The 25,911-nt window shown below is 70.4% G+C and carries 30 protein-coding genes; 3 read left to right on the top strand and 27 right to left on the bottom strand.

Going from position 1 to position 25,911, the window contains the following annotated elements:
- Nucleotides 1-172: 172 nt before the first annotated feature.
- Nucleotides 173-1,576, top strand: coding sequence for an MFS transporter (locus BM214_RS06665; RefSeq protein WP_090484767.1), 1,404 nt, complete (start codon nt 173-175; stop codon nt 1,574-1,576).
- A gap of 147 nt (nt 1,577-1,723) precedes the next feature.
- Here BM214_RS06665 and BM214_RS06660 read toward each other — a convergent pair whose 3' ends face one another.
- From BM214_RS06660 to gspC, 15 genes are all read right to left on the bottom strand, one after another.
- Nucleotides 1,724-2,506, bottom strand: coding sequence for a type II secretion system protein N (locus BM214_RS06660; protein ID WP_177217607.1), 783 nt, complete (start codon nt 2,504-2,506; stop codon nt 1,724-1,726).
- A 35-nt stretch (nt 2,507-2,541) separates the two neighbouring features.
- The gene (gene gspM / locus BM214_RS06655) at nt 2,542-3,036 is read right to left on the bottom strand and encodes a type II secretion system protein GspM (protein ID WP_244887883.1); all 495 of its coding nucleotides are present in this window, start codon (nt 3,034-3,036) and stop codon (nt 2,542-2,544) included.
- Nucleotides 3,033-4,274 carry a type II secretion system protein GspL gene (gspL, locus tag BM214_RS06650; RefSeq protein ID WP_177217606.1) on the bottom strand — a complete coding sequence of 414 codons (1,242 nt, stop codon included), beginning with the start codon at nt 4,272-4,274 and terminating at the stop codon, nt 3,033-3,035. Before gspL ends, gspM begins: the two co-directional genes overlap by 4 nt.
- A 176-nt stretch (nt 4,275-4,450) precedes the next feature.
- Nucleotides 4,451-5,440 carry an Rpn family recombination-promoting nuclease/putative transposase gene (locus tag BM214_RS06645; RefSeq protein ID WP_090484761.1) on the bottom strand — a complete coding sequence of 330 codons (990 nt, stop codon included), beginning with the start codon at nt 5,438-5,440 and terminating at the stop codon, nt 4,451-4,453.
- A 104-nt stretch (nt 5,441-5,544) separates the two neighbouring features.
- Nucleotides 5,545-6,390, bottom strand: coding sequence for a type II secretion system minor pseudopilin GspK (gspK, locus tag BM214_RS06640; RefSeq protein ID WP_244887877.1), 846 nt, complete (start codon nt 6,388-6,390; stop codon nt 5,545-5,547).
- A gap of 7 nt (nt 6,391-6,397) precedes the next feature.
- Nucleotides 6,398-7,036 (bottom strand): type II secretion system minor pseudopilin GspJ, encoded by a 639-nt coding sequence (gspJ, locus tag BM214_RS06635; protein ID WP_177217605.1) that lies wholly within the window; start codon nt 7,034-7,036, stop codon nt 6,398-6,400.
- Nucleotides 7,033-7,686, bottom strand: coding sequence for an RES family NAD+ phosphorylase (locus BM214_RS06630; protein WP_090484759.1), 654 nt, complete (start codon nt 7,684-7,686; stop codon nt 7,033-7,035). The genes gspJ and BM214_RS06630 overlap by 4 nt, the downstream gene beginning before the upstream one ends.
- 31 nt (nt 7,687-7,717) lie before the next feature.
- A complete protein-coding gene (locus BM214_RS06625) occupies nt 7,718-8,089 on the bottom strand; it encodes an antitoxin Xre-like helix-turn-helix domain-containing protein (protein WP_090484757.1) in 372 nt (123 codons plus the stop codon).
- A gap of 79 nt (nt 8,090-8,168) precedes the next feature.
- Nucleotides 8,169-8,573, bottom strand: coding sequence for a type II secretion system minor pseudopilin GspI (gene gspI, locus BM214_RS06620; protein WP_090484755.1), 405 nt, complete (start codon nt 8,571-8,573; stop codon nt 8,169-8,171).
- Nucleotides 8,570-9,118, bottom strand: a complete 549-nt coding sequence (gene gspH / locus BM214_RS06615; RefSeq protein ID WP_244887876.1) for a type II secretion system minor pseudopilin GspH — start codon at nt 9,116-9,118, stop codon at nt 8,570-8,572. The genes gspI and gspH overlap by 4 nt, the downstream gene beginning before the upstream one ends.
- A 6-nt stretch (nt 9,119-9,124) precedes the next feature.
- Nucleotides 9,125-9,559, bottom strand: coding sequence for a type II secretion system major pseudopilin GspG (gene gspG / locus BM214_RS06610; RefSeq protein WP_090484750.1), 435 nt, complete (start codon nt 9,557-9,559; stop codon nt 9,125-9,127).
- 411 nt (nt 9,560-9,970) lie between these two features.
- Nucleotides 9,971-11,185, bottom strand: a complete 1,215-nt coding sequence (gene gspF / locus BM214_RS06605; RefSeq protein WP_090484748.1) for a type II secretion system inner membrane protein GspF — start codon at nt 11,183-11,185, stop codon at nt 9,971-9,973.
- A 3-nt stretch (nt 11,186-11,188) separates the two neighbouring features.
- Nucleotides 11,189-12,739: a type II secretion system ATPase GspE gene (gene gspE / locus BM214_RS06600; protein WP_090484746.1), complete on the bottom strand. Its 1,551-nt coding sequence runs from the start codon at nt 12,737-12,739 to the stop codon at nt 11,189-11,191.
- Nucleotides 12,736-14,739 carry a type II secretion system protein D gene (locus BM214_RS06595; protein ID WP_244887875.1) on the bottom strand — a complete coding sequence of 668 codons (2,004 nt, stop codon included), beginning with the start codon at nt 14,737-14,739 and terminating at the stop codon, nt 12,736-12,738. Before BM214_RS06595 ends, gspE begins: the two co-directional genes overlap by 4 nt.
- Nucleotides 14,740-14,803: 64 nt before the next feature.
- Nucleotides 14,804-15,685, bottom strand: coding sequence for a type II secretion system protein GspC (gene gspC / locus BM214_RS06590; protein ID WP_177217604.1), 882 nt, complete (start codon nt 15,683-15,685; stop codon nt 14,804-14,806).
- Nucleotides 15,686-15,828: 143 nt separating this feature from the next.
- Here gspC and BM214_RS06585 point away from each other — a divergent pair, with 143 nt between their 5' ends.
- Nucleotides 15,829-16,347, top strand: a complete 519-nt coding sequence (locus tag BM214_RS06585) for an FHA domain-containing protein (RefSeq protein WP_090484742.1) — start codon at nt 15,829-15,831, stop codon at nt 16,345-16,347.
- 21 nt (nt 16,348-16,368) lie between these two features.
- Here the strand turns inward: BM214_RS06585 and gpmI are convergent, their stop codons facing one another.
- From gpmI to hisB, 10 genes are all read right to left on the bottom strand, one after another.
- Nucleotides 16,369-17,922 (bottom strand): 2,3-bisphosphoglycerate-independent phosphoglycerate mutase, encoded by a 1,554-nt coding sequence (gene gpmI / locus BM214_RS06580; RefSeq protein WP_244887874.1) that lies wholly within the window; start codon nt 17,920-17,922, stop codon nt 16,369-16,371.
- 15 nt (nt 17,923-17,937) lie between these two features.
- Nucleotides 17,938-18,813, bottom strand: coding sequence for a twin-arginine translocase subunit TatC (gene tatC / locus BM214_RS06575; protein WP_090484738.1), 876 nt, complete (start codon nt 18,811-18,813; stop codon nt 17,938-17,940).
- On the bottom strand, nt 18,806-19,174 hold the full coding sequence (gene tatB / locus BM214_RS06570) for a Sec-independent protein translocase protein TatB (protein WP_090484736.1): 369 nt from the start codon (nt 19,172-19,174) through the stop codon (nt 18,806-18,808). The genes tatC and tatB overlap by 8 nt, the downstream gene beginning before the upstream one ends.
- Nucleotides 19,175-19,219: 45 nt before the next feature.
- Nucleotides 19,220-19,513, bottom strand: coding sequence for a Sec-independent protein translocase subunit TatA (tatA, locus tag BM214_RS06565; RefSeq protein WP_090484734.1), 294 nt, complete (start codon nt 19,511-19,513; stop codon nt 19,220-19,222).
- Nucleotides 19,514-19,622: 109 nt separating this feature from the next.
- Nucleotides 19,623-19,943, bottom strand: coding sequence for a phosphoribosyl-ATP diphosphatase (locus BM214_RS06560; RefSeq protein WP_090484732.1), 321 nt, complete (start codon nt 19,941-19,943; stop codon nt 19,623-19,625).
- Nucleotides 19,936-20,340 (bottom strand): phosphoribosyl-AMP cyclohydrolase, encoded by a 405-nt coding sequence (gene hisI / locus BM214_RS06555; protein ID WP_090484730.1) that lies wholly within the window; start codon nt 20,338-20,340, stop codon nt 19,936-19,938. Before hisI ends, BM214_RS06560 begins: the two co-directional genes overlap by 8 nt.
- A gap of 72 nt (nt 20,341-20,412) precedes the next feature.
- On the bottom strand, nt 20,413-21,183 hold the full coding sequence (gene hisF / locus BM214_RS06550) for an imidazole glycerol phosphate synthase subunit HisF (RefSeq protein ID WP_090484728.1): 771 nt from the start codon (nt 21,181-21,183) through the stop codon (nt 20,413-20,415).
- A gap of 1 nt (nt 21,184) precedes the next feature.
- Nucleotides 21,185-21,922: a 1-(5-phosphoribosyl)-5-[(5-phosphoribosylamino)methylideneamino]imidazole-4-carboxamide isomerase gene (hisA, locus tag BM214_RS06545; RefSeq protein WP_090484725.1), complete on the bottom strand. Its 738-nt coding sequence runs from the start codon at nt 21,920-21,922 to the stop codon at nt 21,185-21,187.
- Nucleotides 21,923-21,944: 22 nt separating this feature from the next.
- On the bottom strand, nt 21,945-22,592 hold the full coding sequence (hisH, locus tag BM214_RS06540; RefSeq protein ID WP_090484723.1) for an imidazole glycerol phosphate synthase subunit HisH: 648 nt from the start codon (nt 22,590-22,592) through the stop codon (nt 21,945-21,947).
- A 33-nt stretch (nt 22,593-22,625) separates the two neighbouring features.
- The gene (gene hisB, locus BM214_RS06535) at nt 22,626-23,219 is read right to left on the bottom strand and encodes an imidazoleglycerol-phosphate dehydratase HisB (RefSeq protein ID WP_090484721.1); all 594 of its coding nucleotides are present in this window, start codon (nt 23,217-23,219) and stop codon (nt 22,626-22,628) included.
- 265 nt (nt 23,220-23,484) lie between these two features.
- Between hisB and fnr the strand changes: the two genes are divergently transcribed.
- Nucleotides 23,485-24,255, top strand: coding sequence for a fumarate/nitrate reduction transcriptional regulator Fnr (gene fnr / locus BM214_RS06530; RefSeq protein WP_177217603.1), 771 nt, complete (start codon nt 23,485-23,487; stop codon nt 24,253-24,255).
- 22 nt (nt 24,256-24,277) lie between these two features.
- Here fnr and dtd read toward each other — a convergent pair whose 3' ends face one another.
- Entirely contained in the window at nt 24,278-24,730 is a 453-nt protein-coding gene (dtd, locus tag BM214_RS06525; protein WP_090484719.1) for a D-aminoacyl-tRNA deacylase, read from the bottom strand.
- Nucleotides 24,727-25,683 (bottom strand): prolyl aminopeptidase, encoded by a 957-nt coding sequence (pip, locus tag BM214_RS06520; protein ID WP_090484717.1) that lies wholly within the window; start codon nt 25,681-25,683, stop codon nt 24,727-24,729. The genes dtd and pip overlap by 4 nt, the downstream gene beginning before the upstream one ends.
- Nucleotides 25,684-25,911 lie beyond the last annotated feature (228 nt).

Genomic DNA, 25,911 nt, shown 5'->3' with positions numbered 1-25,911 from the left:
AAAGCAATCCCCGAGCAGGACCGGCCGCCAGAATCTCCATCAATGCCCGAACATGCCGACGGGAACCGACGTGGAGGTATCCCCTCGGCTGAACCCCGCCCCCAACCCTTGGCGCCGAGGGCGCGCGCCCTGTATCTTCATCCCCTCGCAGACACAGGGAAATCCAGGCCCCATGACCGACGCCCCCCGCGAGCATGCCCCGTCGAACCACCGCATCGGCCCCATCCACCTGGCCCCCGGGATCCGGCCCCTGCACGGCTGGACCTTCCTCTACGCGGGATTCATTTCCATCGGCCTGATCGTGTTCATCACCATCGGCCAGACCTATATCCTCAACGAGCACCTGAACATCCCCACGGACCAGCAGGGCCGGCTGAGCGGGGATCTGGTCTTCTGGACCGAGGTGGTGGCGCTGTTGCTGTTCATCCCGGCGGGGATCCTCATCGACCGCATCGGGCGAAGGCCGGTGTACGTGGCCGGTTTCATGCTCATCGCCGCCACCTATGTGCTCTATCCCCTGGCCAGCTCGGCGGACGACCTGTTCGTCTACCGCACCATCTATGCCCTGGGGGTGGTGGCCATCGCCGGGGCCCTGTCCACGGTGCTGGCGGACTACCCGGCGGAGCGCTCCCGCGGCAAGCTGGTGGCCCTCATCGGCATGCTCAACGGCCTGGGCATCGTCTTCATCGGCCAGGGCTTCGGTGCCTTCCCCGAGCTGTTCACCGGCATGGGGATGAGCGGCACCGACGCCGGGCTCTACACCCACCTGCTGGTGGCGGCCCTGGCGGTGATCTCGGCCCTGGTGGTGGGTTTTGGCCTCAAACCCGGCGTACCCCCCAGCCGGGAGCCCCAGCCCCGGGTGCGGGAGCTGCTGTTCTCCGGCTTCGCCCAGGGCAAGAACCCCCGCATCCTGCTCTCCTACGGCGCGGCCTTCATCGCCCGGGGGGATCAGTCCATCAACGCCACCTTCATCGTGCTCTGGGGCACCACCGTGGGGGTGGGGGCGGAACTGACCACCGCCGATGCGGTGAAACAGGCGACACTGATGTTCGTCATCACCCAAGTGGCGGCCCTGGTGGCGGCCCCCTTCCTCGGCCCCATGATGGACCGCCTCAACCGGGTCACGGCCCTGGGGGTGTGCATGGCCCTGGCGGCCCTGGGCAACCTGTCGGTGATCTTCCTGGACAACCCCCTGGGGGGCTGGGCCGCCGTGCCCTTCTTCATCCTGCTGGGCATCGGCCAGATGAGTGTCTTTTTGGGAGGGCAGTCCCTGGTGGGACAGGAGGCGCCCAAGCCCAAGCGGGGCTCGGTGCTGGCGGCCTTTAATATCAGCGGCGCCCTGGGCATCCTGCTCATCGTCCTCATCGGCGGGCGCCTGTTCGACGCGGTGGACCCGCGGGCCCCCTTCGTGCTGGTGGGGACCATCAACTTCCTGCTCATCTTCGCCAGCCTCTACGTGCGCCTCAAGGCCCCCGGGGAAGCCCCCCGGGAACTGGAACGCCGCCGGGAGGAAGGCCTAGGGGCGGACGATGACCCCTGGATCGATCCCGCCCACCGACAGCGGGACGGGGCCTGAGCCCGCACGCCCCTGCCACCGGGGGATTTCCAGGGGGCATGGGGCCTGTCGGTGGCGGCCCGTCCCCCTGAGGCGGATGGGCCGAAGACAAGCTGCGGGTCATCATGGGGAAAGAGCCGGGGTATGGTGCCGGACGCCCGACTGGACTCAGAGGCGCCCGTCCAGGTTCAGGGGGATGCGGCCGTCGCCGTCGGGGCGGCCGATGAGGGCGAGGGCGTCGTCCAGTGCCTCCTCGGCCTGGGGGCGGGTGCCCAGGCGGGCACGCAGGCGGTAGCGCCCGTCGGGCTCCAGGCGGGCGGCGGCCTGCAGGAACAGGGGACCGCCCCGGTCCCGGGCGTCGGCGGTGAGGGCGCCGTCCTCGTCCCCCAGGCGGGCGTGCAGATCCCCCAGGGGAAGGGCCTCGGGGTAGCCGGAGGCGGCCCCGAGCCAGGCGATCGTGCCCGACACGTCATGGAATCGGCCATGGCGATCCAGGGAAAGGCCCGGGAGATCCGCCACGATCCGGCCCCGGGCCACCAACGGCCAGTCCACCAGGGCCTCGGCCACCGGGGCAGCGGGGATATCCAGGCGCAGGTCCCGGATCTCGACCCCCCCGGGGTGCAGGCGGAGACGGGCGCTGCCGCCGGGGGCGGGCGTGGAGAAACCGGCCTCCACCCCCAGGGCGCCGCGCAGCAGGTCCCCTGGACGTACCCGCCAGGTCACCCCCTGTAACGCCAGATCCTGCCATCGGACCTCCTGCGCCCGTCCCGACCAGAGGCCACCCGTCACTCCGTCCAGGTACAGGCCCTGGGGCAACCAGCCTCGTTCCCGCACCCAGTCATGGGCCAGGGGGGCGGGCAGCAGGACCACCAGGGCCAGCAGATAGGCGCCCACCCCCAGCAGGATCAACCCTGCCATGGGCAGGCGGTGCCGGGGGGTGTCCGCGGACACGGAACGGCCCCGGGCCCGCCTGCTTGCAAGACCCTTCATGCCCCCGGCCCCTCCAGGACGATACGGGCGTTCACCCGTCCCTCCCGCGCCTGGCGGTCCACCACCAGACTGCCGACCCGCACCCCGTGGCGTCGCTGCAGGGGATCCAGCCATTGCAGGATGGCGTTGAAGGGGGCGTCGTCCAGCCACACCCGCACCGTGCCCTCCCCGTCCGGCTGCACGCGGCGCAGGTGCCCCGCCAGGCCCGCCTCCCGCGCGGTGGCGTCCACCCGCCCCAACAGGGAGCGCTCTCCCCGATCCGCCGGCGGGGCCTCGTCCTGCCCGCGGCCGGCCCGCACCGCCCGGGCCGCCGCCTGCATCCAGGCCAGATCGGCCCGCAGCTCCGCCACGGTCTGCTGCGACCGCGCCACCCGCTCCGTCAGGGGCAGCCACAGGCCCCACCAGAGCAGGATCAGGGCCAGGGCGACGCCACCGAGGCGCAGCACGCGCCGCTCCCGGGGGGCCAATCCATTCCACCAGGTGCGGATCATCCCGCCCCTCCGATGAGGATGCGGGCCTCTACCCGGTCCTCCCGGGCGCTGGCGGAGCGGATCACCACGGGGCGATCCGACTCCGCCTCCAGGCGCGCCTTGAGGCGGTCCAGGGTCTGCAGGTCCGCCAGGTCCAGATCCAGGTCCAGACGGCCGGGCTGGTAGCGCAGGCTGCGCAGGCTCAGCCCGTCGGCCCCGGCCAGCACGGGACCGGCCCGGCCCAGGAGGGCGGCCAGGCCGTCGCCCCGCGCCCCGCCATCCCCCTGCTCCAGCTGCCGCAGGGCCGACTCCATCTGCCGCCGGGGGTCGACGATGCGCCCGCCGGGAAAGGCCTCGCCATAGACCTGGCGGATCTCCCCCTCCAGGCGGGCGCGCTCCCCCTCCAGGGCCTGCAGTACCCACAACTGCGACGCCAGCTGCACCAGCACCACCGCCAGCAGCAGCCCGGCGGCCGCCCGCCAGGGGCGCCAGCCGCCACCCCGGCCCCGGCGAAGGTCATAAGGCCCGGTAAGCAGGTCCAGGGGTGGACGGGCCGGCCAGCGGGCGGCCAGGGTCTCCATGAGCCCCGGGGCGTCCTCCTGCCAGTGCAGTTCCAGCCCCGGCGGATCCGCCAGCCCCTGCAGGGCCTGATCCGCCTCCCGGGGGTCATCGATGCGGTGCAGGGTGATGCGCTCCGGGCGTTCCGCCTCCGGGGTCTGTTGCCACTGCCGGCGCACCCAGAAGGCCGCCTGCTCCCGGTCCAGGGCCATTCCCGCACCCTCCCCCATGGCCAGCCAGGCCGTTTCCCCCTCCAGCCACAGGCCCCAGCCCGACTCCGGCGCGGGCAACAGGGCGGTCTCCGGGACCATGGCCCTGACCTGCAGATGGGCGGCCCGCAGGGCCTGGGTCCAGGCCTCCATATCGGCCCGGGCCACCACGGCCACCGGCAGGGCACCGTCCGCCTGGCGGGCACCGGGCACGAAGTGCAGGTCCTCCACGTCCTGGGCCAGTTGCTCCTCCAGGGCATACGGCAGGGCACGGCGGATGGCCCGGGGATTGCGGGTGGGCAGTTGCGCCCGGGTGAGCAACACCCGCTCGCCGGGGACGAGAACCGAGCACTCCCGGCCCGTCAGATGCCGCGCCAGATCCTCCAGGGCCGCGGGCCCATGACGTACTGGCCTGCCCTGCCCATCGGGCAGTACGGCCTCCCACAGGTGTGGGTCGTCGCTGGGTCTGAGCAGGGGATGAAGGGGATGCAAGGCGCGCTCCTGAGGATCGGCCTTATCTTGGTGCAGCCCCCGGGGGGATGCAAGGCGGCAATGGCGGGATCATCCCAGCCTCATCCTTTGGGTGATCAACACCGATTGGAACAGGGCTTCATACGGGCTGGAGAGTTGCTTTGCAAGGGAGTACCAGGTGTACCCGGTACACTGCCCTACTGCAGGGGGGCATCCCCATCAAAGATCTGCTCCACCCGTTCGGCGCTCAGGATGCGGTCGATCCATTGGTCCAGCTCGGCCGGGGCAGCCCCTTCAACCCGTGGCTGGTAGCGAGCGCGGGCCTCGGGGCCGAACTTGCGTTCCAGAAGCCGCAGCAGGGTCTGGGCCTCGCCTTGCTGAACACCTTGCTGGATGCCTTTCTCGACCCCCTTGGCCTCGCCGCGTTCCATCCATTCCTGCGCCAGTGACATGGTCATCGCCTCCGTCAGGTGGGGTTTGGCCAGGGCCATACCCTGCTTGAAATCGTCTTCGGTCATTGTGTGTACCCGCACGATGTAGCGCAAGATCTGCAGCGTCAGCGGGTGGTCGTCGGGCAGGTCCCGCAGCAATTGGGCCAGGGCCTCGGGCTTGAGCCCTTCCACATAGGCCCAGGCCAGGGCGGCCAGTCCCGCGCGCAACAAGGGATGCGTGGAAAGGGCCGCGTAGTCCGGCCGCGCCGCCGTCAGGTCTTTGACCTCGTAGCGGCCGTCCCGTTGCAACGCCAAAAGCCCCTCGTCGGCATCGATGCACTCCGTCAGGGTCGTGGGTACGTCCCAGGCCCGGGCGCCGTGGTAGACCACCAGGGTGATGATCGGCGGGAGATGCCGCAGGCGATCGGGATGGCCCTGGGCGTGACGGGTCCAGATGCGGTGCCGGTAGCCCATCAGCTGCAGGGGCAGGCCCGGGTCCACCCAGGATTTGTGTTCGATCAGGGTGTACACAAAGGCCGTGCGGCCATCCCGGAGCCGGACCTGGAACAGGCGGTCGCTGTGGCTGTCCCGCAGGGCCTCGTCCACGAAGGAGCCCTCCACTGGTACGGGCTCTTCCACCATCCGCTCGGTGAGCGCCGCCGGAAGGCTCTCCCGCAGCAGCATCGCGGCCCGTCCGGGGTCCTCCAGCAGGGCCTTGAACAGGGTGTCGTGGGGGTTGGGGTGGGGCTTGGTCATGGGTCAAACGGACCGTGAATCAAAATATCCTGGCATTTTCTTCAGCTCGTGTTCCGATCATGGTGCACCCCCCGGGGGGGATGCAAGGCGGGGGCACACCTCAATTACGGCCCACACGCCGCCTGCTCCCGCAGGAGCACCTCCTGGGCCTGGGTGTCCAGGACACTGCAGAGGAAGAATCGGTGGTCGGCGATCTCGGTGCGCACCTGGAGGCGGTAGTAGCGGGCGGGCGGGGCCTCCCCTTCGCTGTCGCCCTGGACGAGTTCGGCCAGGGCGTTGCGCACGGGCTCGGGGGCGTGTTCCAGGCGCAGGGGGGTGTCGGCCTCGGGCAGGGCCGTGACGTAGGGGGCCAGGGCCCGCCAGGCGGCGTTGTCCACGCCCCGGACCAGGCGCAGTTCGCTGGGGCTGAGCATGGGTCGATTGGCGCACAGACGGGGCGGGTCCATGGCGCGGTAGTCGGGGTCATCCGTCTCCGGGTCCAGCCAGTCGCCCACGGCGCGGGCCAGGCCCTCCGGGTCCAGATCCGCCTCCGGGTCCTCCTGCAGGACCTCCTCCAGCAGGCGCACGAAGGCCGCGTGCCGGGCCTCGTCTTCACCCCCCAGGGCGTTGAGGTTGAAGCGGCAGTGCAGGTCCTCCAGCCAGACGGTGATCTCGGCCCCTTCCAGGGTGGCGGGGATGGGGGGCGAGAGACAGCCTTCCCAGGGCAACTCCCGGTCCTCGCCGCCGCCCAGGAGGCGCAGGGCGTAGGCCTCGGCCGCCAGGGAGAGCTGGTGGGCCTGGTCGTGGGTGAGGACGGCGGTGGTGCGGCGGATGTCCATGTGCTGGCGGCTGGTCATGGCCACGGCGGCGATGGTGGCCAGGGCCACCACCAGCAGGGCGGTGATCAGGGCCACGCCCCGCTGGCGCGGCGGCGGGGCGGATCGGGCCGGGGGAGGACGGTGCAGCATCATGGCCGCTTCAGGATACGGGGAAGAGGCGCGTGATGCGCCCCACCCCTTCGATGTCCAGGATCACCTCCACCGCCAGGGGCGGCTCGGCGCGGGCGGGATCCGTGCCCGCCGGGGGCCAGTAGTCCAGGGCGGCAGTCTCGCCGGTGGCGTCCCGGTGGTAAAAGCGCACGCTCCACTCCCGCAGGACCAGATCGTCTTCGGGCGCCAGCACGGGCATGCGCATGGCCGGGGTGTCACCGCCGCCGTCCAGGATGGACCACTGCAGGCGGTAGAGGCTGTCGTCCTCCCGCTCCCAGGCCACGCGCCGCAGGCGGCTGCGGCCCTCGCCCCCGGGGGCCCCGGCGCGGACCAGTTCCAGACGCGGCGGCTCGCGCAGGGCGCTGTAGCGTAGGGGCGGCACGGGGTCGCCGTAGGCATCGCGCACCGGGCGTTGGGCCAGCTGTTCCAGGTCCCGCCCCAGGAGGGTGACGGCCATCTGCAGGCGGGCCAGGCGGTGGGCCGCCGCGTCGGTGAGTTGTCGGGTCTCCAGTACGGTGCGCAGGCCGCCATAGGCCATGACCGAGACCAGGGCGAACAGGGCCAGGGTGACCACCAGTTCCAGCAGGGTGAAGCCCTGGTGGCGGCGGGATAGGGGGATGGGACTCAACCCTGCGGTACCGGAAAGGTGAATGCCTCGGCCCGCCCGGCACGGATACAGTTACTTTCGGTACTCCCAAGATAGAGATACCACGTCTGCTGTCTCACAGGCTCTGTACAGTCGAACACCGCCGGGTCGAGCAGGGCCAAGTTGATCCCTTGATCCAAGTCACGAACCGAGGCATAGCGTATGGCGTCTATGCCACCCCGCCTGGCCTCCCGGGCGAGCGTCTGAGTGGCGCTGTAGTCAAATGGATGGGTCCAGAGGGCGCGATCGGCATCCAGAGGGGGGCGTGTCAGATCCAATTGCCGCTGTGCCTGATAGGTGATGGTGAAGGCCGTGAGGCATTCCTGAGTCCTGGGGAGTGGGGTTCCGGTGGAGGCCTGGATAAAACGCCGCCGCCAGTAACTGAACTCTGCCAATGCGGTGCGGAGGGTCTCGGCACAATAGAATACCCCACAGCCTTCCTGGGGCCGGCGAAAACGGGAACCGAAGGGAGAGGGCGGATAACGGAACGGGGTCTTGAGGAGATAGTGCAACCCTGCAGCCTCGGGGGGATACGCCGGTTTGGTCTCCTCGAGGATTTCTTCCAGCAGGTCCTGCTCCTCCTGGGTATCCACCACCTTACGCGTGGAGGCCGTGTACTGATGTTCCACCACGCGCCAGGCTTCTCCAGCGGCAGGTCGGGCCTCAGATGCGAGCTCGGTGTGCGTCCACATAGGCAACGACATGCGTCAGGCCCGAGACGTTGCCGACGAGTTTCGCCGGGACATCGTGCAGATCATCGTTGGGATGTTGCATCCAGGCCCGCAACGCGTGTTCGTCCCCCGCCATAATGGCATCGAGACCCCGGTACAGCCGTACCAGCAGGGCAGCCAGTTCCCAATGCTTGCTGTTTTCATCCAGGAGATACTCGCCAGCATCCATGCCGCTGAGGGTGGACGGACTCAAGCCGATGATACCTGCCAATTCCGAACGGTTCAGGCCAAGACAATCGGCGGCGCGCAGCACCGCCTTGGTCAGCACAGCCCGCCGTTCGACGGCCTTTCCAGTTGCTTCCATCGGGGCCCTCTACGTCGCCGGATGGTTTCATGAAAAAACTATCCCAAGAAGATTTCCATGGCAACACGACGCATATGGGTCATGGCGTCAGGTAGGTGATGCTCCGGGCCAGGGGTCTGGCATCCGGGTCGTCCCGGTCGCGCACCGTCACCTCCACCCGGGGCACCGGGCCGAGGGTGTGGCCGGCCACGTCCAGTTCCCGGGGCTGGATGCGGGCCCGCCAGTACCATTCCCGCCCGGCCATGAATGCGGCGCCTTCCCGGGTGCCGGGGGTGGCGTCCTCCAGGCCGGCGCGGTAGCGGGCGAGGACGTTCTGGGCCACCCAGTGGGCATGGGTGCGGTCGCGCAGGTAGGCGGCGTTGCGGGCGTTCTCGCTGCCCACCTTGACGGCGGCCCCCAGGGCCACCGCCAGCACGGCCACGGCCACCAGCACCTCCAGCAGGGTGAAGCCCCGCTGCCGTGGATGGCGGGCAACACCCCTCAAGGGGCCTCTCCCGGACGCTGGATGCGCAACCGGCCGTCGGCGCGGCCGCGAAGGATATACAGGGCGTCCCGTCCCTGACTGTCCAGAACCCGGAGCTGGAAGGGGGTCATCATGCCGTCGCTGCCCAGAACGATATGGGCATCGGGGTGTTCCGGGTCCCGCTCCAGGGCCACCGGCAGGCCCTCCACGCGAAGCTCCAGTTCCAGGCCCAGGTCCCCCAGATGGCGGGGGCGGAGCAGGCGGTCCTCCTGCAGCGGGCGCCATTCCAGGGTGCGATCATCCACCATCACCCGGTGCAGGAAGATGTAGCCCGCCTGGTGAAAGCCCACGGCGGTCTCCCGTCCCAGGAGGATGGCCTCGTCCCGGGCCAGGGTCATGCGCGCCTCCAGGCTGCGCACCGCCTCCTCCACCATGCGCCCGCGCCCGCCGTCCCCCACGGCGAGGACGGCGAACCCCGCCAGGGTGGCGACGATCACCAGCACCACCATCAGCTCCAGGAGGGTGAACCCCCGGCACGGGCAGCCTGGGCGGCGGACGGCGGGCACGCCGGGTCAGTCCTCCCAGTTGCCGATATCGGCGTTGACCCCCTCGCCGCCGGGGCGGCCGTCGGCCCCCAGGCTGTAGAGGTCGAAGTCCCCACGGGAACCGGGCTGCAGGTACTGGTAGTCGTGGCCCCAGGGGTCCTGGGGGATGCGGTCGATGTAGCCGCCCTCGCGCCAGTTGCGGGGCTCGGGACGGCCGTCGGGGCGCTCCACCAGGGCATCGAGGCCCTGGTCCGTGGTGGGGTAGTCGTAGTTATCCAGCTTATAGAGGTTGAGGGCGCTCTCCAGGGCGCGGATATCGCTGCGGGCCTTGGTGATGCGGGCATCATCGGGCCGGTCCATGACCCGGGGGACGACGATGGCGGCGAGGATGCCCAGGATCACCACCACCACCATCACCTCGATGAGGGTGAAGCCGTGCTGAAAACGCCTTTGGACGGTCATGTGTGCGTACTCCTTAGATAGATTGAAGGCATGGAGCCGTCCCCTTGGGACGACCGGTGTCTCTTGAGCCTCCGGGGCCGGGGGGCCCGGAGGCGGGTGTGCGCCGCAGGGAAGCGGCGCGCAAGCCTACAGGGAGGTATACACGGCGTCCCGCCGCAGGGCCCCCCGGACCCGGAGGCTCGCCACCGATGGCCAAGGCCCCAGGTGTGCGCCGCAGGGAAGCGGCACGCAAGCCCGCAGGGAGGGATGCACGGCGTCCCGCCGCAGGGCCCCCCGGACCCGGAGGCTCGCCACCGATGGCCAAGGCCCCAGGTGTGCGCCGCAGGGAAGCGGCACGCAAGCCCGCAGGGAGGGATGCACGGCGTCCCGCCGCAGGGCCCCGGAGCCTCGCCACGGCCGGCCCGGTCCCCATCATGCCACCAGCTGGTTCAGTTCGAAGATGGGCAGGAGGATGGCCAGCACGATCAACAGCACCACCAGGCCCATCACCAGGATCATCACCGGCTCCAGGATCCCCATGAGCAGGGCGATGCGGGCCTCCAGCTCCCGCTCCTGGTTCAGCGCCGCCCGTTCCAGCATGCGATCCAGGTCGCCGCTGGCCTCGCCGCTGCGGATCAGGTGCACCGTCATGGGGGGGAACTGGCCGGTGCGTTCCAGGGCGGCACCGATGCCCGAGCCCTCGCGCACGCGGCGGGCCACGGCGTCCACCGCCTCGCGCATGGGGCGGTTGGCGATGACCCCGGAGCCGATGCGCAGGGCCTCCAGGACATCCACGCCGCTGGCGGAGAGGATGGACAGGGTACGGGCGAACCGGGCGGTGTTCACCCCCCGGTTGAGGCGGCCCACCAGGGGCAGGCGCAGCACCAGGGCATGCCAGGCCCGCTGCGGGCCCTCCCGGCGCAGCAGCCAGCGCAGGGCCAGGCCCACCAGGATCCCGAGCCCCAGGAGATACGGCCCCCAGGCCCGCAGGCCGTCGCTCACGGCGATGAGGGCACGGGTGAGCCAGGGCAGTTCCTGGCCGATGCCCTCGAACACCTGCACCACCTCCGGCACCACGTAGGTGAGCAGGGCCAGGGTCACCAGCAGGGCCATGGCGGTGAGCACGGCGGGATAGAACAGGGCCAGCTGGATCTTCTGGCGCATCTGCTGGCGGTTTTCGGTGTAATCCGCCAGGCGATCCAGGACGGCGTCCAGATGGCCGGAGCGTTCACCCGCATCCACCGTGGTGCGGTAGATGTCCGGGAAGACATGGGGGAAATCCCCCAGGCCCCGGGCCAGGGTGTGGCCCTCCATGACCCGGGTGCGCACCGCCACGAGCATGCCGCGGATGCGGGCCTTCTCCGTCTGCCGCGCCACGGTGCCCAAGGCCTCCTCCAGGGGCAGACCGGAGCGCACCAGGGTGGCCAGCTGGCGCGTGAGCAGGGCCAGGTCCATGGGGCTCGCGCCCCGGGCCAGGCCCGGCAGGCGCGGGCGCCGGCCTTCCCGTTGCTGCACCGCCTCCACGGCCAGGGGGGTAAGACCCGATTCCCGCAGCTGCTGGCGCACCTGGCGCGGGCTGTCCCCCTCCAGGACCCCCCGGGCCTGGCGGCCGTCGGGGCGCAGGGCGGTGTACTCGAAGGCGGGCATGGCTCAGCCAAGGTCCTCCTTGGTCACCCGCAGCACCTCCTCCACGGTGGTCTCCCCCGCCAGGATGCGGCGCAGCCCGTCCTGGCGGATGCTGGGGGTGTGGCGGCGGGCATGGCGCTCCAGGGCCTGTTCCCCGGCGCCGTCGTGGATGAGGCAGCGCAGGGTGTCGTCCACCTCCACCAGTTCGTAGAGGCCGGTGCGGCCGCGGTAGCCCAGGTGGTTGCACTCGGGGCAGCCGGTGGCGCGGTACAGGGTGGGATCCTCCCCCGGCGGCAGGCCCAGGAGGCGGCGTTCCGCCTCCGTGGCCCGGTCCGGGCGGCGGCAGTGGGGGCAGAGCACCCGCACCAGGCGCTGGGCCAGCAGCCCCGCCAGGGTGGAGGAGAGCAGGAAGGGTTCCACCCCCATGTCCCGCAGGCGGGTGATGGCCCCCACGGCGGTGTTGGTGTGCAGGGTGGAGAAGACCAGGTGCCCGGTGAGGCTGGCCTGCACGGCGATATGCACGGTGTCCACGTCGCGGATCTCCCCCACCATGACCACGTCCGGGTCCTGGCGCAGGATGGCCCGCAGCCCCCGGGCGAAGGTCATGTCCACCTTGCTGTTGATCTGGGTCTGGCCGATGCCGTCCAGGTCGTACTCGATGGGGTCCTCCACCGTGAGGATGTTGCGCTTGCGGTCGTTGAGCCGGCTCAGGGCGGCGTAGAGGGTGGTGGTCTTGCCCGAGCCGGTGGGACCGGTGACCAGGACGATGCCGTGGGGCCGGGCGATGACCCGCTCCATGGCCTTAAGGGTGATGTCGTCCATGCCCAGGTGGGTCAGATCCAGGCGTCCCGCCTGCTTGTCCAGCAGGCGCAGCACCACCCGCTCGCCGTGGCCGCAGGGCAGGGTGGAGACGCGCACGTCCACCGCCCGGCCGGCGATCTTCAGGGGGATGCGCCCGTCCTGGGGCAGGCGCTTCTCGGCGATGTCCAGGCGCGCCATGACCTTGATGCGGGAGGTGATCAGCGGCGCCAGCACCCGCGGCGGCTCCAGCACCTCCCGCAGCACCCCGTCCACGCGAAAGCGCACGGTGAGACGGCGCTCGAAGGGCTCGATGTGGATGTCCGAGGCGTTCTCCTTCACCGCCTCGGTGAGCAGGGCGTTGATGAGCCGGATGATGGGGGCGTCGTCTTCTGTCTCCAGCAGGTCCTCCGGTTCCCCCAGGCTCTGGGCGACGCTGTCCAGGTCCTCGTCACCGCCGATCCCCTCCATGAGCTGCATGGCGTCGTTGGCGCTGCGCTCGTAGCGGGCCTGGAGCACCGCCTCGAAGCGCTCGGCGGACACCGGCTCCAGGTGCAGGGGCCGGCCCAGGTAGCGGCGCAGTTCCGCCAGGCTCAGGGGGTGCACATCCTCGCGACAGACCACATGCACCGCCTGGCCGTCGCCCTCGTCCTCCAGCACCACCACGCCGTGGCGCCGGGCGAAGCCAAAGCCGATACCGCGGGCGTCCACGGTCTCGGCGGCCTCGCGGTCCCCGGCGGCGTGGGCAACGGCCTCCAGGGGGCGGGGTGCATTCATGGCGTCACCGGCGGCGGCAGCACCCGCAGTCCTCCCTCCCCTGCGGAGGGGTCCGCCTCGAAGGGGGGCGGCAGGTGCAGGAGTGCCTCCCATTGCGGCAGCACCGGCACGGCGTCCTCCGGCAGCATCAGGGCCCCGCGCCCGCGGGAGGCCATCTGGCGGGCGCGGATATAGTCGTACTTGCCTGCGGTGAGGGCCGTCTGGGTGGCCCGGTCGCGCACGATCACGGGCTTGAGGAACACCATGAGATTGCGCTTCTCCTTGCGGACGGTGTCGTAGCGGAACAGCCGGCCCAGGCCGGGGATGGAGCCCAGCCCCGGCACCTGGTCGCGGGTCTGGATGAGGACATCGTCGATGAGCCCGCCCAGCACCACCATCTGGCCGTCGTCCACCAGCACGGTGGTGCGCAGGCTGCGCTTGTTGGTGATCAGGTCCGCCGCATCCTGGCCCGAACCGGAGGCCCCGGCGGCCAGTTGCGAGACCTCCTGCTCGATCTCCAGCTTCACGGCGTTACCCTCGTTGATCTGCGGGCGCACGGTGAGCTTCACCCCCACATCCTGGCGCTGGATGGTATCGAAGGCCTGGCCCGACTCCTCGATGGCGCGGCCCGTGCGGAAGGGGACGTTCTGCCCCACCACGATCTCCGCCTCCTCGTTGTCCATGGTGAGCAGGCTGGGGGTGGAGAGGATGTTGCTGGCGGAGTCACCGGACAGGGCCCGGATCAGGGCGGCGATGTGCACCCGCCCGGAACGGCCGATGCCCCCCAGGGTGAGCCCGTCCCCCAGCTCCACCCCGGACCAGTCGCCCGTCTCCGCCGCCATGCCCAGTTCCGACAGGCCGGGGGTGGCGCGGCCGAAGTCGATGATACCCACGCCGTCCCGTTCGGAACCGACCCCCCACTGCACCCCCAGCTCCCGCGCCCGCTCGTCGGACACCTCGGCGATGACCGCCTCCACCAACACCTGGGCGCGGCGCACGTCCAGCCGCCGCACCACGGAGCGCAACTCACCCATGAGCTCCGGCGGGGCACTGACCACCAGGGCATTGGTGCTCTCGTGGGCCTGGACGTGGATCTCCGGGGCCTCGGAACCGCCTTCCTGGTCTTCGAAGGCACCCGACAGGCCCTCCAGCACCTCGGCCACGTCCCCGGCCTCGGCATAGCGCAGATAGATCACCTGGATATGGCCGCCATCCACGGGCACGTCCAGGTGGGAGATGAGGGCACGGGCGGCCATACGCTGCTCCTGGGGGCCCGACAACAGGACGCTGTTGGTGCGGCTGTCGGCCATGGCCCGCAGCCGGGCGGCGGCACGGCCACTCCCCTCGGCCGCCTCCAGGTCGCCGACGATGGCCGCCACCTCGCTGGCGGCGGCATGCTCCAGGGGGATCACCTCCATGCCCGGGGTCATGGGTCGGTCCACCCGGCGCACGATCTGCACCAGGCGCTCCACATTGGCCGCGGTGTCGGCGATCACCAGGGCATTGGACTCACTGGCGGCGGCCAGATGGCCGCTCTGGGGCACCAGGGGGCGCAGGATGGGCACCAGCTGGGCCGCATCCACGTGTTCCACCGCCACCACGCGGGTGACGAACGCCCCGCTGCGCACGCCCTCCCCCGGCCCCGGAATGGACACCTCCGCCTGCTTGGCCAGGGCGTCGGGGATCAGCTTCACCACGCCGTCCGTCTCCACGGCGGCAAAGCCGTGCACCCGCAGCACGGAGAGAAAGATATCGTAGAGCTCGTCCTGCCCCACGGGCCGCCCGGACACCAGGGTGACCTTGCCCCGTACCCGGGGATCGACGATGAAGTTGACGCCGGTCTCCTCGGCGACGTAGTGGATCACCGCCTGGATATCCACGTCGTTGAAGTTCAGGGTGGCCCGTCCGCCCCCCTCCTGCGCCGGGGCGGTGGGTGCCGACCAGGGGAGCAGGAGCAGGAGCAGCAGGGCGGCGCGCCAGGGGGCGCCCCGTTTCCGGTCGAGCCATGCGTTGAAGATCACCACTGTCCTCCGATCCTGCGGTGTGTATGGGTTATCGCCCCGGCACGGGCGGGCCCGGGACCCGTCATGGGCCCAGAGGCAGGGTCAGGGTGCGGCTGCGGCCATCCCGCTCCACCTGCAAGGTGATGGCGTTGGCCGAGGCGAGCGCCTCCATCACCGCCCGGGGGTCGCCCACGGAGGTCAGGTCCCGGCCGTTGACCGCGGTGACCACGTCCCCCGGTTCCAGACCCGCGCGGCGAAACAGCGCCGCCTCCCGCCGGGGCGAGACGGCAAAGCCCTTGAGGCGCCCGCCGGACATCACCGGGCGCACCCGCACCACTTCCAAGAAGCGGCGCGGCTCCCGCAACCAGGCCTCCCGGCGCTGGGCCAGGGCCGAGGCCAGACCGGTATCCCCCGCCCCGGGGATCGGGGTCACCGCACGCGCCTCCAGCCGCTCCCGGGGCAGGCGCAGCATCTCGAAGCGGCCGTCCCGGGAGAGGATCACCCGGTCCGGCAGGATCTGCTCCAGGGTGGCCCCGCCGGGGAGGTCGTTCCCCACCCGGTAATGGCGTTCGTCCTCCCCCTCCCCGGCGATGAGGGCGACGCCCCCGTCGCTGGTCTCCAGGGCCACCACCCCCTTGAGCTCCAGGCGCAGGCGGGTCTCGGGGGCCTCCACCGGCACCGCCCGCGCCGTTGCCTCCCGGGGGGCGCGGCCGAAGAGGTGCAGCCCCGCCACCGTCTCCAGGCTGGCCTCCTCCCCGCCCCCCGGCGCCACCGGGGGGACGTCCACCGCCGCAGGGACCGCCACGGGGATACCCGCCAGGGGGGCCGGGATGCGCCAGGTGAGCTGCGCCAGGGAGACCCCAAGGGCGATCACCAGCAGGGCCGTCGCCCAGGGGGCGGCCCGGGCGGGTTCGCGCACCAGGGCCGCAAGGCCGGCATGGGGGGACCGCAGGGGGATGGGCATGGGGTTGACCATGGAATACGAGGGGTCTTGGGCAGATGCTAACACGGGCGGGGGCGATGGCAAGCCGGGCCGGCCATGGGTCCGCGCCAAGGGCATGGGCTATACTCCGGCTCCGGTTGACGCCAGGCCCGGAGGGGCGACCCATGGACACCAGACGCAGGGGGGAACGACGCCGCTACCGCGGCCGGCCGGTATACCCGTTCCGGGACCGGCACGGGGAGTGGGTGACCCAGAACCGCCGGCGGCTGGTGGACCGGCGCGGCAGCGGCGTCCCGGCCCCCGGGGTATCGGATACCCCCGCACCGCCCCCGCACGCCGGCGGCGGGGACAGCCTGCTGCTGCATCACCGGGACGCCGTGATCCACGTACCCGCACAGCGGCGGGAACCCTTTCTCATGGGGCGGCGCCGCAGCTGCGACCTGGTGATCCCCCAGGGGCACATCTCCCGGGAGCATGCCCTCATCGTCCACCGGGACGGCCAGTTCGTGCTGCTGGATCAGAGCCTGAACGGGACCTTCGTGCAGGGTCCCGGCGGCGAGGTGCGGCGGGTGCATGCCGGGGAGGCGGTGCTGCAGGGTTCGGGCTACCTCAGCCTGGGCCGCCCCCTGGGGGAGAACGGCGAGGACCTGGTGTACTTCTATTGCAGGACCGCCCTGTCCTGACCCCCCTGCGGACAGGGCGGATCAGGCCCCCTCCCCGTCCCCCGCTGGTGGGATCTCCTCCAGCAGCAGCGTGCGTCCGGTCATCTCCTCGGGCTGCTCCAGGCCCATGAGTTGCAGCACCGTGGGGGCGATGTCGCTGAGCCCGCCGCCGGTGCGCAGGCGCCACTGGGAACGGTCGATGACGGTGCAGGACACCGGGTAGGTGCTGTGCTGGGTCTGGGGCTCACCGGTGGCCGGATCGATGAGTTCCTCGCAGTTGCCGTGATCGGCGGTGAGCACCACCGAATAGCCCGTCTCCTCGGCCGCGTCCAGCAGCCGGCCCACCTGGGTGTCCACCGCCTCCACGGCGGCCACCACCGCCTCGTACACGGCGGTGTGGCCCACCATGTCGCCATTGGCGAAGTTCACCAGGATGAAGGCGTATTTGCCGCTGCCCATGGCCTCGATGACCGCATCCGCCACCTGCGGCGCGCTCATCTCCGGCTGCAGGTCGTAGGTGGCCACCTTGGGCGAGGGGATCATGACGTGGTCCTCGCCGGGGAACGGCTCCTCCCGCCCGCCGTTGAAGAAGAAGGTGACGTGGGCGTACTTCTCCGTCTCGGCGCAGTGGAACTGCCCCAGGCCCCGGTCGCTGAGCAGCCGCGCCAGGGTCATCTGCGGGCGCTCCGGCGGGAAGGCCACGGGCAGACCGAAGCGCTCGTCGTAGAGGGTCAGGCAGGTGACGGTCACGGGCTCGAACCCGCCCCGGTCGAAGGCATCGAAGTCCGCCTGGCTCAGGGCGGCGGTGAGCTGCCGCGGCCGGTCGTTGCGGAAGTTGAAGAACAGCACCGGATCGCCGGAGCGGATGAGGCCGTGGCGGTCCACCACCCGCGGGCGGATGAACTCGTCGGTCTCCCCCGCCTGGTAGGCCGCCTCGATGGCCGCAGCGGCGCTGCCGGCCTTCTCCCCCTGGCCGTGCACCAGGGCGTCGAAGGCCAGTTGCGTGCGCTCCCAGCGCCGGTCCCGGTCCATGGCGTAGTAGCGGCCGCTGACGGTGGCGATGCCGCCGCCCGCCGCTTTGAGCAGGGACTCCAGTTCCGGTAGGTAGCGGGGGGCGGACTTGGGGGCGGTGTCGCGGCCGTCGGTGATCATGTGCACCACCGGCTTGACCCCTTTCCGGGCGCACAGGCGCACCAGGGCGTGCAGGTGCCGGGTGTGGCTGTGCACCCCGCCATCGGAGACCAGCCCCACCAGGTGCAGCGGCCTTCCCGCCTCACGGGCCGCGTCCAGGGCGTCTTTCAGGGCGGCGTTGTCCTCCAGGGCGCCATCGGCGATGGCATCGTCGATGCGCACCAGATCCTGGCGGATGATGCTGCCGCAGCCCAGGGTGAGGTGGCCCACCTCGGAGTTGCCCATCTGCCCGTCCGGCAGCCCCACCGCCCGCCCGGAGGCCTCGATGAGGGTATGGGTGTGGCGGGAGAGGCAGGCATCCAGCCGCGGCGTGGCGGCGTCGTGGTAGGCGTTGTTCAGCTTGCCCGGATTGACGCCCACGCCATCCATGATGATCAGCAGCGTGGGGCGGCGGGGGGGGTTCATGGACGGCTGCGTCATTCAGGTGTCCTGTCTCTGGGTGTTGCGGCGTTCCTCGGCCTCGGCCCGGTCCAGCTCCTCATCCAGTTCGGACCCGGAAAGGGGACGATGGGTTTCATCCCCGCCGCCCTCTGATTTTTCCTTTTCCCGCTGCCGCACCAGCATGCGGGCCAGGATGATGCCGATCTCGAACAGCAGCCACATGGGCAGGGCCAGCAGGGTCTGGGAGATGATGTCCGGGGGGGTGAGGATCATCCCCACCACGAACACCCCCACGATGACATAGGGGCGCTTGGCGGCCAGCTGCTTCGGGGTGGTGATCCCCATGGCCACCAGCAGGATGGTGGCGATGGGCACCTCAAAGGCGATGCCGAAGGCCAGAAACAGCAGGATGACGAAGTCGAGATAACGGGAGATGTCCGTCATCACCGACACCCCCGCCGGGGCCGACGAGGTGAAGAAGGCGAAGATCAGGGGGAAGACCACGTAATAGGCGAAGGCCATGCCCAGATAGAACAGCAGGGTGCTGGAGATCAGCAGCGGCATGGCCAGGCGCTTCTCGTGGCGGTACAGGCCCGGGGCGATGAAGGCCCAGGCCTGGTAGAGCAGGAAGGGCACCGCGATGACGATGGCCAGCATGAGCACCAGCTTGAAGGGGATGAGGAACGGTGCCGCCACCTCGATGGCGATCATGCTGGTGCCCTCCGGCAGGTGCACCATCAGGGGACCGGCCAGGAAGGTGTAGATGTCGTTGGCGAAGGGGAACAGGGCCAGGAAGATCACGAGCACGGCCAGCACCCCCTTGAGCAGGCGGGTGCGCAGTTCCACCAGATGGGACAGCAGGCTGCCGCCGCCGTCGCTGGCTTCCTTTTCCGGGGTGTCGCTGGGTTCAGTCATCTCGGGCCTTCGCTGGCGTTTCGCCGGGGGACGTGTGTTCCCCGCTGCGCGCACCGGCCTCGCGGGCCGCGGATTCCGCCTTGTCCTGCGCCTGGTGGACCTCCCGGCGCAGGTCCTGTTCCGTGTCCTCCATCATGGTCTTGAGGCGATGGATCTCCTTCTCCTGGTCCTCCAGCATGCGCCGGAGTTCGTCGGCCTTGATCTCCTGTTCGATATCCGAACGCACGCTGGTGACGAACTGCTTGATCTTGCCCACCCAGCGGCCCACCTCACGGGCGAGACGCGGCAGGCGCTCCGGGCCCACCACCAGGAGCGCCACCAGGCCCACCACGACCAGTTCCCAGAATCCGAAATCGAACATGCCGTTGCGTCCGCCGCGGGGATGGAGGAGGAGGCCCGCCGGGGATCAGTCCCGGCGCGGCGCATCCCCGGTGGCCTGTTTCCGGGTCGCTTCCTCCCGGGTCACCTCGGCGTCGAAGACGCGCCCGCCCTGGTCCTCCAGGGGCCGGGTGGCCTCCTGCGTGGCGGAGTCGCCCTTGTCCTCGCCCTCGGCCTCGCCTTCCTTCATGGAGTGCTTGAAGTTCTTGATGGCGCTGCCCAGGTCACCGCCCATGTTGCGCAGCTTCTTGGTGCCGAACAGCAGGACCACGATGACCAGGATGATGAGCAGTTGCCAGATGCTGATGCCGCCGATACCCATGTCTTGCCTCCTGAGGATGTCTTGGGGTGCCGCGTGGGGGTCGCGCGTTCCGGGAACCCGACCCGGGGTTATACCAGATAACGGGGGGCGGGCGTGAGCGGGGAGCGGGTCAGCCCCCGCGGCGGGCCTTTTCCTCCAGGCCCGAGAGGCCGAAGCGCCGCTCCAGTTCCGCCAGGACCCGTTCCGGGCCCAGGCCTTGGTGGGCCAGCAGCACCAGGGTATGGAACCACAGATCGGCCAGCTCGTGGATGAGCGGATCCGGGTCGCCGTTCTTGGCGGCGATCAGGGTCTCCGCCGCCTCCTCGCCCACCTTCTTGAGGATGACGTCCAGGCCGCGGTCATAGAGGCTGGCCACGTAGGAACCCTCGGGATCGGCCCCTTTGCGCGCCTCCAGGACCTGCGCCAACTGCGCCAGGACGGGGTCACTCATGGGCCGCCTCCTGGCCATAGATGGCCTCGGGATCGCGCAGTACGGGATCGGCGGCCACCCAGGCCCCCTCCTGCAGACGGCGGTAGAAGCAGCTGTGGCGGCCGGTGTGGCAGGCGATGCCGCCCTTTTGCTCCACCTCCAGCAGCAGCACGTCGCCGTCGCAGTCCAGGCGCAGGTCATGCACCACCTGCACGTGCCCCGAGGATTCCCCCTTGTGCCAGAGGCGGCCCCGGGAGCGGGACCAGTACACCGCCTCCCCCAGCTCCAGGGTGCGGCGCAGGGCGTCGCGGTTCATCCAGGCCATCATGAGCACACGGCCGCTGCCCCGCTCCTGGGCGATGGCGGGCACCAGGCCCTGGTCATTGAATCGGATCTCGTCGAGGGGGTCTTGGGTCATCTTCGCTCGCGCGGGCGGGCCGTTGGCATGGCTGCATTCTATCGGCCGGGCGCGCGTCCCCACAAGGCGGGGTCAGAGGCGCACCTCCACCCCCTGACGGGCCATGAAGCGCTTGGCCTCACCGATGCTGTGCTCGCCGAAGTGGAAGATGCTGGCGGCCAGGACGGCGTCGGCGTGGCCCGCGGTGACCCCGTCCACCAGGTGCTGGAGACCGCCCACGCCCCCGGAGGCGATCACCGGCACGCCCACGGCGTCGGCCACGGCGCGGGTGAGTTCCAGGTCGAAGCCCGCGCGGGTCCCGTCCCGGTCCATGCTGGTGAGCAGGATCTCGCCGGCGCCGAGGGCCTCCATGTACCGGGCCCAGTCCACGGCATCCAGGCCCGTGGGCCTGCGCCCGCCGTGGGTGAAGATCTCCCAGCGGGCCGGTTCGCCGGGGGCGGAGACACGCTTGGCGTCGATGGCCACGACGATGCACTGGGAACCCACCCGCTCGGCGGCCTCGCGCACGAACTCGGGATGAAATACGGCGGCGGTGTTGATGGAGACCTTGTCCGCGCCGGCGTTGAGCAGGCGGCGGATGTCCTCCATGCGGCGGATGCCCCCGCCCACGGTGAGGGGGATGAAGACCTGGTCGGCCACCTGCTCCACCACGTGGACGATGGTCTCGCGCTCGTCGGCACTGGCGGTGATGTCCAGGAAGGTGATCTCGTCGGCGCCCTCGGCGTCGTAGCGCCGGGCCACCTCCACCGGGTCGCCGGCGTCGCGGATGTCCACGAAGTTGGTGCCCTTGACCACCCGGCCGCGGTCCACGTCCAGGCAGGGAATGATGCGCTTGGCCAGCATGTCAGCCCGTGGATCCGTCGGCCAGGGCCTGGGCCTCGGCCAGGTCGATGCTGCCCTCGTAGAGGGCGCGGCCGACGATGGCCCCGGCGATGCCCTCCTCGGCCACGGCGCACAGGCGGCGGATGTCCTCCATGCTGGTGACCCCGCCGGAGGCGAACACGGGCACGTTCACCGCCCGCGCCAGGTTCACCGTGGAGTCCACGTTCACCCCCTGCATCATGCCGTCCCGGGAGATGTCGGTGAAGATGATGCCGGCAACACCGTCCTGCTCGAAGTGGCGCGCCAGGTCGGTGACCTCGTGGTGGGAGAGCTTGGACCAGCCGTCGATGGCCACCTTGCCGTCGCGGGCGTCCAGGCCGACGATGATGTGGCCGGGGAATTCCAGGCACAGGTCGTTGACGAAATGGGGGGCGGTCACCGCCTTGGTGCCGATGATCACCCACTGCACGCCGGCATCCAGGTAGACCTGCACGGTGTCGTCGTCGCGGATGCCCCCGCCCACCTGTACCGCCAGGTCCGGGAACTGCTCCACGATGCGGCCGATGATGCCGGCGTTGCGCGGCCGCCCGGAGACGGCCCCGTCCAGGTCCACCAGGTGCAGGCGGCGGGCCCCCGCCTCCACCCAGCGGCCCGCCACCTCCAGCGGGTCGTCGGAGAAGACGGTGGAGTCGTCCATGCGCCCCTGGCGCAGGCGTACGCATTTGCCTTCTTTGAGGTCGATGGCCGGAATCACCAGCATGATCAATTCCCCTGACTGAGCATCAGATGGCGCCGTCCCATTGCATGAAGTTGGCCAGCAGGGCCAGCCCCGGGGCGGCGCTCTTCTCCGGATGGCACTGGATGGCGAAGACCTGGCCCGCGGCCAGGGCCGAGGCGAAGGGACGACCGTAGTCGGTGGTACCCGCCACCACACCCTCGTCGTCGGGCACCACGTAGTAGCTGTGCACGAAATAGAAGCGGCTGTCCTGGGGGATGCCCGCCCAGAGGGGATGATCCCGGGTCTGGTGCACCTGGTTCCAGCCCATGTGGGGGATCTTCAGGCGCGCCCCGCGGGCATCGGTCATGGTGTCGTCGAAGCGGCGCACATGCCCCGGGATGAGCCCCAGGCAGGGGGTGCCGCCGTTCTCATCGCTGTCGTCCATGAGCACCTGCAGCCCCATGCAGATCCCCAGGAAGGGCCGGGTGGCGGCCGCCTCCTGCAGCACCGGCCCGAGGCCGCGCGCCCCCAGGGCCGCCATGCAGTCCCGGGCCGCCCCCTGGCCGGGGAAGACCACCCGGTCCGCCGCGAGGATGTCCGCCGCGCGGTCGGTGAGGTGCACGCGCATCCCGGCGGGGGCGGCATGTTCCAGGGCGCGGACCACCGAGTGCAGGTTGCCCATGCCGTAATCGACCACTGCCACGTGCTTCATCGGGGACGGCCTTCGGGGATCATGCCAACGGCGTCAGAGGGTGCCCTTGGTGGAGGGGGTGATGCCGCCCATGCGCGGATCCGCCTCGGCGGCCATGCGCAGGGCGCGGCCGAATGCCTTGAACAGGGTCTCGGCCACATGGTGCGCGTTGCGCCCGCGCAGGGTATCCAGGTGCAGGGTGACCCGGGCATGGTTGACGAAGCCGCGGAAGAACTCCTCGAACAACTCCACCTCGAAGTCGCCGATACGGTCCCTGGGGAAGTCCACGTGGTACTCCAGGCCGGGGCGGCCGGAGAAGTCCACCACCGCGCGGGAGAGGGCCTCGTCCAGGGGCACATAGGCGTGGCCATAGCGGCAGATGCCCTGCTTTTCCCCCAGGGCGGCGGCCAGGGCCTGTCCCAGGCTGATGCCGATGTCCTCCACGGTGTGGTGGGCATCGATGTGCAGGTCCCCCTCGGCGGAGACGGAGAGGTCCATGCCGCCATGGCGCGCCACCTGGTCCAGCATGTGGTCCAGGAAGGGCACACCGGTGGCGAGCCGTGCGCTGCCCGTGCCGTCCAGGTCCAGCTGGACCCGAATCCGGGTCTCCAGGGTGTCTCTGCTGATCTGGGCGCTGCGGGGGGTCATCGCTGAGGCCATGTGCGGTCCATCGGGAAAGTTTATCACAACGCCGGGCGGGCGGTGGGGAACAAAATCACGGTCTTCTTGTCTCCCCTCGCCGGCTTCGGGTAAGGTGCCGAAACGGTGTGATTCGTCCATCGGCGCTGAGTGCGCGGCCGGCCCCGCAGAACGGGACGGCCTCGCCGGGGCGGGCAGATCCGGTTCAAGGCCCCGGCATCCGTCCACCGCCCCGCGGCAGCCCGCTCAACGCCCAAGGAGTGGTTGAAAACGCATGTCCGCCCCGAAGATCCTGGATCTTGGCAGTCTCAAGCATGCCTGCAAGAGCTGCAGCCTGCATGACCTGTGCCTGCCCCTGGGGGTCGGCGACGAGGAGCTCCAGATGCTGGAGCGCATCATCAGCCGCCGCAAGCCGCTGCAGCGCCGCGACCACCTCTACCGACCGGGCGAACCCCTCCATGCCATCTACGCCGTGCGCTCCGGCACGGTGAAGACCTACACCCTCACCGACGACGGCCAGGAGCAGATCACGGGCTTCCACCTGCCCGGTGAGTTGCTGGGGCTGGATGCCATCAGTGACGGCGTGCACCCCTGCGCCGCCCGGGCCCTGGAGACCACCAGCATCTGCGAGATCCCCTTCGACCGCCTGGAGGAGCTCTCGGTGCGCATCCCCGGCCTGCAGCACCAGCTTTTTCGCATCATGAGCCGGGAGATCCAGACCGACGAGCACTTCATGATGCTCCTGGGCAAGAAGTCCTCCGAGGCCCGCCTGGCGGCCTTCCTCATGAGCATCTCCACGCGCCTGGGGATGCGCGGCTTCTCGCGCACGGAATTCAACCTCACCATGTCCCGCAACGACATCGCCAACTACCTGGGCCTGGCGGTGGAGACGGTCAGCCGCCTGTTCACCCGCTTCCAGAGCCTGGGGCTGATCCAGGTGCAGCGCAAGTTCATCACCATCCATGACCTGGAGGGGTTGCAGGCGGTGGCCGGGGCCCACCCCGTGGAGGAACCCCAGAGCAACCGGGGTTGCCCCGGACCCTAGGCCTGCCTTACACCCGGGGGGGTCACGACCCCGGCGGCGGCACCCGCAACCAGAAGGTCACCGGGCCGTCGTTGCACAGACTCACCTCCATATGGGCGCCGAAGCGCCCCGCAGCCACCTGCGGCCACGCCTCCCGCGCCCGGGCCAGCAGCGCCTCGAACAGGCGCCGCCCCTCTTCTGGCGCGGCCGCCGGGGTGAAGCTGGGGCGGTTGCCCTTGCGGGTGTCGGCGGCCAGGGTGAACTGGGGCACCAGCAGCAGCCCCCCGCCGGTATCCCGCAGGGAGCGGTTCATGCGCCCGTCCCCGTCCTCGAAGACACGGTAATCCAGCAGCCGCTGCAACAAACGGTCCCCCTGGGGCGGGCCATCCCCCCGCTCCACCCCCACCAACACCAGGAGCCCGGGGCCGATCTCCCCCGTCACCGCCCCGTCCACCTGCACGCGGCCGTGGCGGACCCGCTGCAGCAGGCCGATCATGAGAGGCGCACCGCCATCTCCCGGGCGGCCGCCACCAGCGCCGCCGTGATGCCGGGCTCCCCGGCGGAGTGACCGGCGTCGGGGACGATGTGCAGCCGCGAATCCGGCCAGGCCGCGTGCAGCGCCAGGGCCTGGTCCACCGGACAGATGAGGTCATAGCGGCCGTGCACGATGATCCCCGGGATGCCCGCCAGGCGGTGGGCCTGGCGCAGGAGCTGGTCCGGCTCCAGGAAGGCGCGGTGAACGAAATAGTGGCTCTCCACCCGGGCCAGACTCAGGGAGAGGAAGGGATCGCGAAAATGGGAGATCACGGAGGGATCGGGCACCAGGGTGGCGGCACGCCCCTCCCATTCCGACCAGGCCCGGGCCGCGGCCATGCGCCCCAGTTCATCCGCCCCGGTGAGCCGGCGGTAGTAGGCCGCCACCGGGTCGCCCCGTTCCTCCGGGGGCAGGGGGGCGAGGAAGTCCTGCCAGTGATCCGGCAGGAGGCGGTTGGCCCCCTCCCGGTAGAACCAGCCGATGTCCCGGTCGCGGCAGAGGAAGACCCCCCGCAGGATCAGGCCCAGCACCCGCTGGGGATGGGCCTGGGCGTAGGCCAGGGCCAGGGTGGACCCCCATGACCCCCCGAACAGCACCCAGCGCTGGATGCCCAGTTCCTCGCGGATACGCTCCATATCCGCCACCAGATCCCAGGTGGTATTGTCCTCCAGGCTGGCATGGGGTGTGGAACGCCCACAGCCGCGCTGGTCGAAGAGCACCACGCGCCAGTCCTTGGGGTCGAAGAAGCGACGGTGCCAGGCATCACAGCCGGCGCCGGGGCCGCCGTGCAGGAACACCACCGGCAGACCGCCCGGATGGCCGCACTCCTCCACGTAGAGGCGATGCACGGCATCCACGTCCAGGTGCTGACTGCGGTAGGGACGGATGCCGGGAAACAGGGGATCGGAGGACATGCTCACCTTCGGTGGCCGGGTTTTCGGGGGCGTGGCCCCAGCATTTTCATGATACAGGAACGGGACACAGGATCCTGCGCACAGATCGCAAAACCGGACCCGGGAAGGGGCAAAGGCGGCGTGTAGGAAAATCCCTACAGAAAAAACCGCCGACCACCCCGAAAAGGGACCTCACAGGCGGTTTGCCGCCCCGCGGCCCTGTGGAATCATATTCCCCGTGGTGCACGA

The sequence above is a fragment of the Ectothiorhodospira mobilis genome, assembly GCF_900114895.1.
GTDB lineage: Bacteria > Pseudomonadota > Gammaproteobacteria > Ectothiorhodospirales > Ectothiorhodospiraceae > Ectothiorhodospira > Ectothiorhodospira mobilis_A.
This window is presented reverse-complemented; position numbering and strand designations above follow the sequence as displayed.

Coding starts and splice junctions, on each gene's coding strand:
- BM214_RS06665 (WP_090484767.1), top strand. CDS start 173: ATGACCGACGCCCCCCGCGAGCATGCCCCGTCGAACCACCGCATCGGC.
- gspM (WP_244887883.1), bottom strand. CDS start 3,036: ATGATCCGCACCTGGTGGAATGGATTGGCCCCCCGGGAGCGGCGCGTG.
- BM214_RS06645 (WP_090484761.1), bottom strand. CDS start 5,440: ATGACCAAGCCCCACCCCAACCCCCACGACACCCTGTTCAAGGCCCTG.
- gspK (WP_244887877.1), bottom strand. CDS start 6,390: ATGATGCTGCACCGTCCTCCCCCGGCCCGATCCGCCCCGCCGCCGCGC.
- BM214_RS06625 (WP_090484757.1), bottom strand. CDS start 8,089: ATGGAAGCAACTGGAAAGGCCGTCGAACGGCGGGCTGTGCTGACCAAG.
- gspG (WP_090484750.1), bottom strand. CDS start 9,559: ATGACCGTCCAAAGGCGTTTTCAGCACGGCTTCACCCTCATCGAGGTG.
- gspF (WP_090484748.1), bottom strand. CDS start 11,185: ATGCCCGCCTTCGAGTACACCGCCCTGCGCCCCGACGGCCGCCAGGCC.
- gspE (WP_090484746.1), bottom strand. CDS start 12,739: ATGAATGCACCCCGCCCCCTGGAGGCCGTTGCCCACGCCGCCGGGGAC.
- gspC (WP_177217604.1), bottom strand. CDS start 15,685: ATGCCCATCCCCCTGCGGTCCCCCCATGCCGGCCTTGCGGCCCTGGTG.
- BM214_RS06585 (WP_090484742.1), top strand. CDS start 15,829: ATGGACACCAGACGCAGGGGGGAACGACGCCGCTACCGCGGCCGGCCG.
- gpmI (WP_244887874.1), bottom strand. CDS start 17,922: ATGAACCCCCCCCGCCGCCCCACGCTGCTGATCATCATGGATGGCGTG.
- tatC (WP_090484738.1), bottom strand. CDS start 18,813: ATGACTGAACCCAGCGACACCCCGGAAAAGGAAGCCAGCGACGGCGGC.
- tatB (WP_090484736.1), bottom strand. CDS start 19,174: ATGTTCGATTTCGGATTCTGGGAACTGGTCGTGGTGGGCCTGGTGGCG.
- tatA (WP_090484734.1), bottom strand. CDS start 19,513: ATGGGTATCGGCGGCATCAGCATCTGGCAACTGCTCATCATCCTGGTC.
- BM214_RS06560 (WP_090484732.1), bottom strand. CDS start 19,943: ATGAGTGACCCCGTCCTGGCGCAGTTGGCGCAGGTCCTGGAGGCGCGC.
- hisI (WP_090484730.1), bottom strand. CDS start 20,340: ATGACCCAAGACCCCCTCGACGAGATCCGATTCAATGACCAGGGCCTG.
- hisF (WP_090484728.1), bottom strand. CDS start 21,183: ATGCTGGCCAAGCGCATCATTCCCTGCCTGGACGTGGACCGCGGCCGG.
- hisA (WP_090484725.1), bottom strand. CDS start 21,922: ATGCTGGTGATTCCGGCCATCGACCTCAAAGAAGGCAAATGCGTACGC.
- hisH (WP_090484723.1), bottom strand. CDS start 22,592: ATGAAGCACGTGGCAGTGGTCGATTACGGCATGGGCAACCTGCACTCG.
- hisB (WP_090484721.1), bottom strand. CDS start 23,219: ATGACCCCCCGCAGCGCCCAGATCAGCAGAGACACCCTGGAGACCCGG.
- fnr (WP_177217603.1), top strand. CDS start 23,485: ATGTCCGCCCCGAAGATCCTGGATCTTGGCAGTCTCAAGCATGCCTGC.
- dtd (WP_090484719.1), bottom strand. CDS start 24,730: ATGATCGGCCTGCTGCAGCGGGTCCGCCACGGCCGCGTGCAGGTGGAC.
- pip (WP_090484717.1), bottom strand. CDS start 25,683: ATGTCCTCCGATCCCCTGTTTCCCGGCATCCGTCCCTACCGCAGTCAG.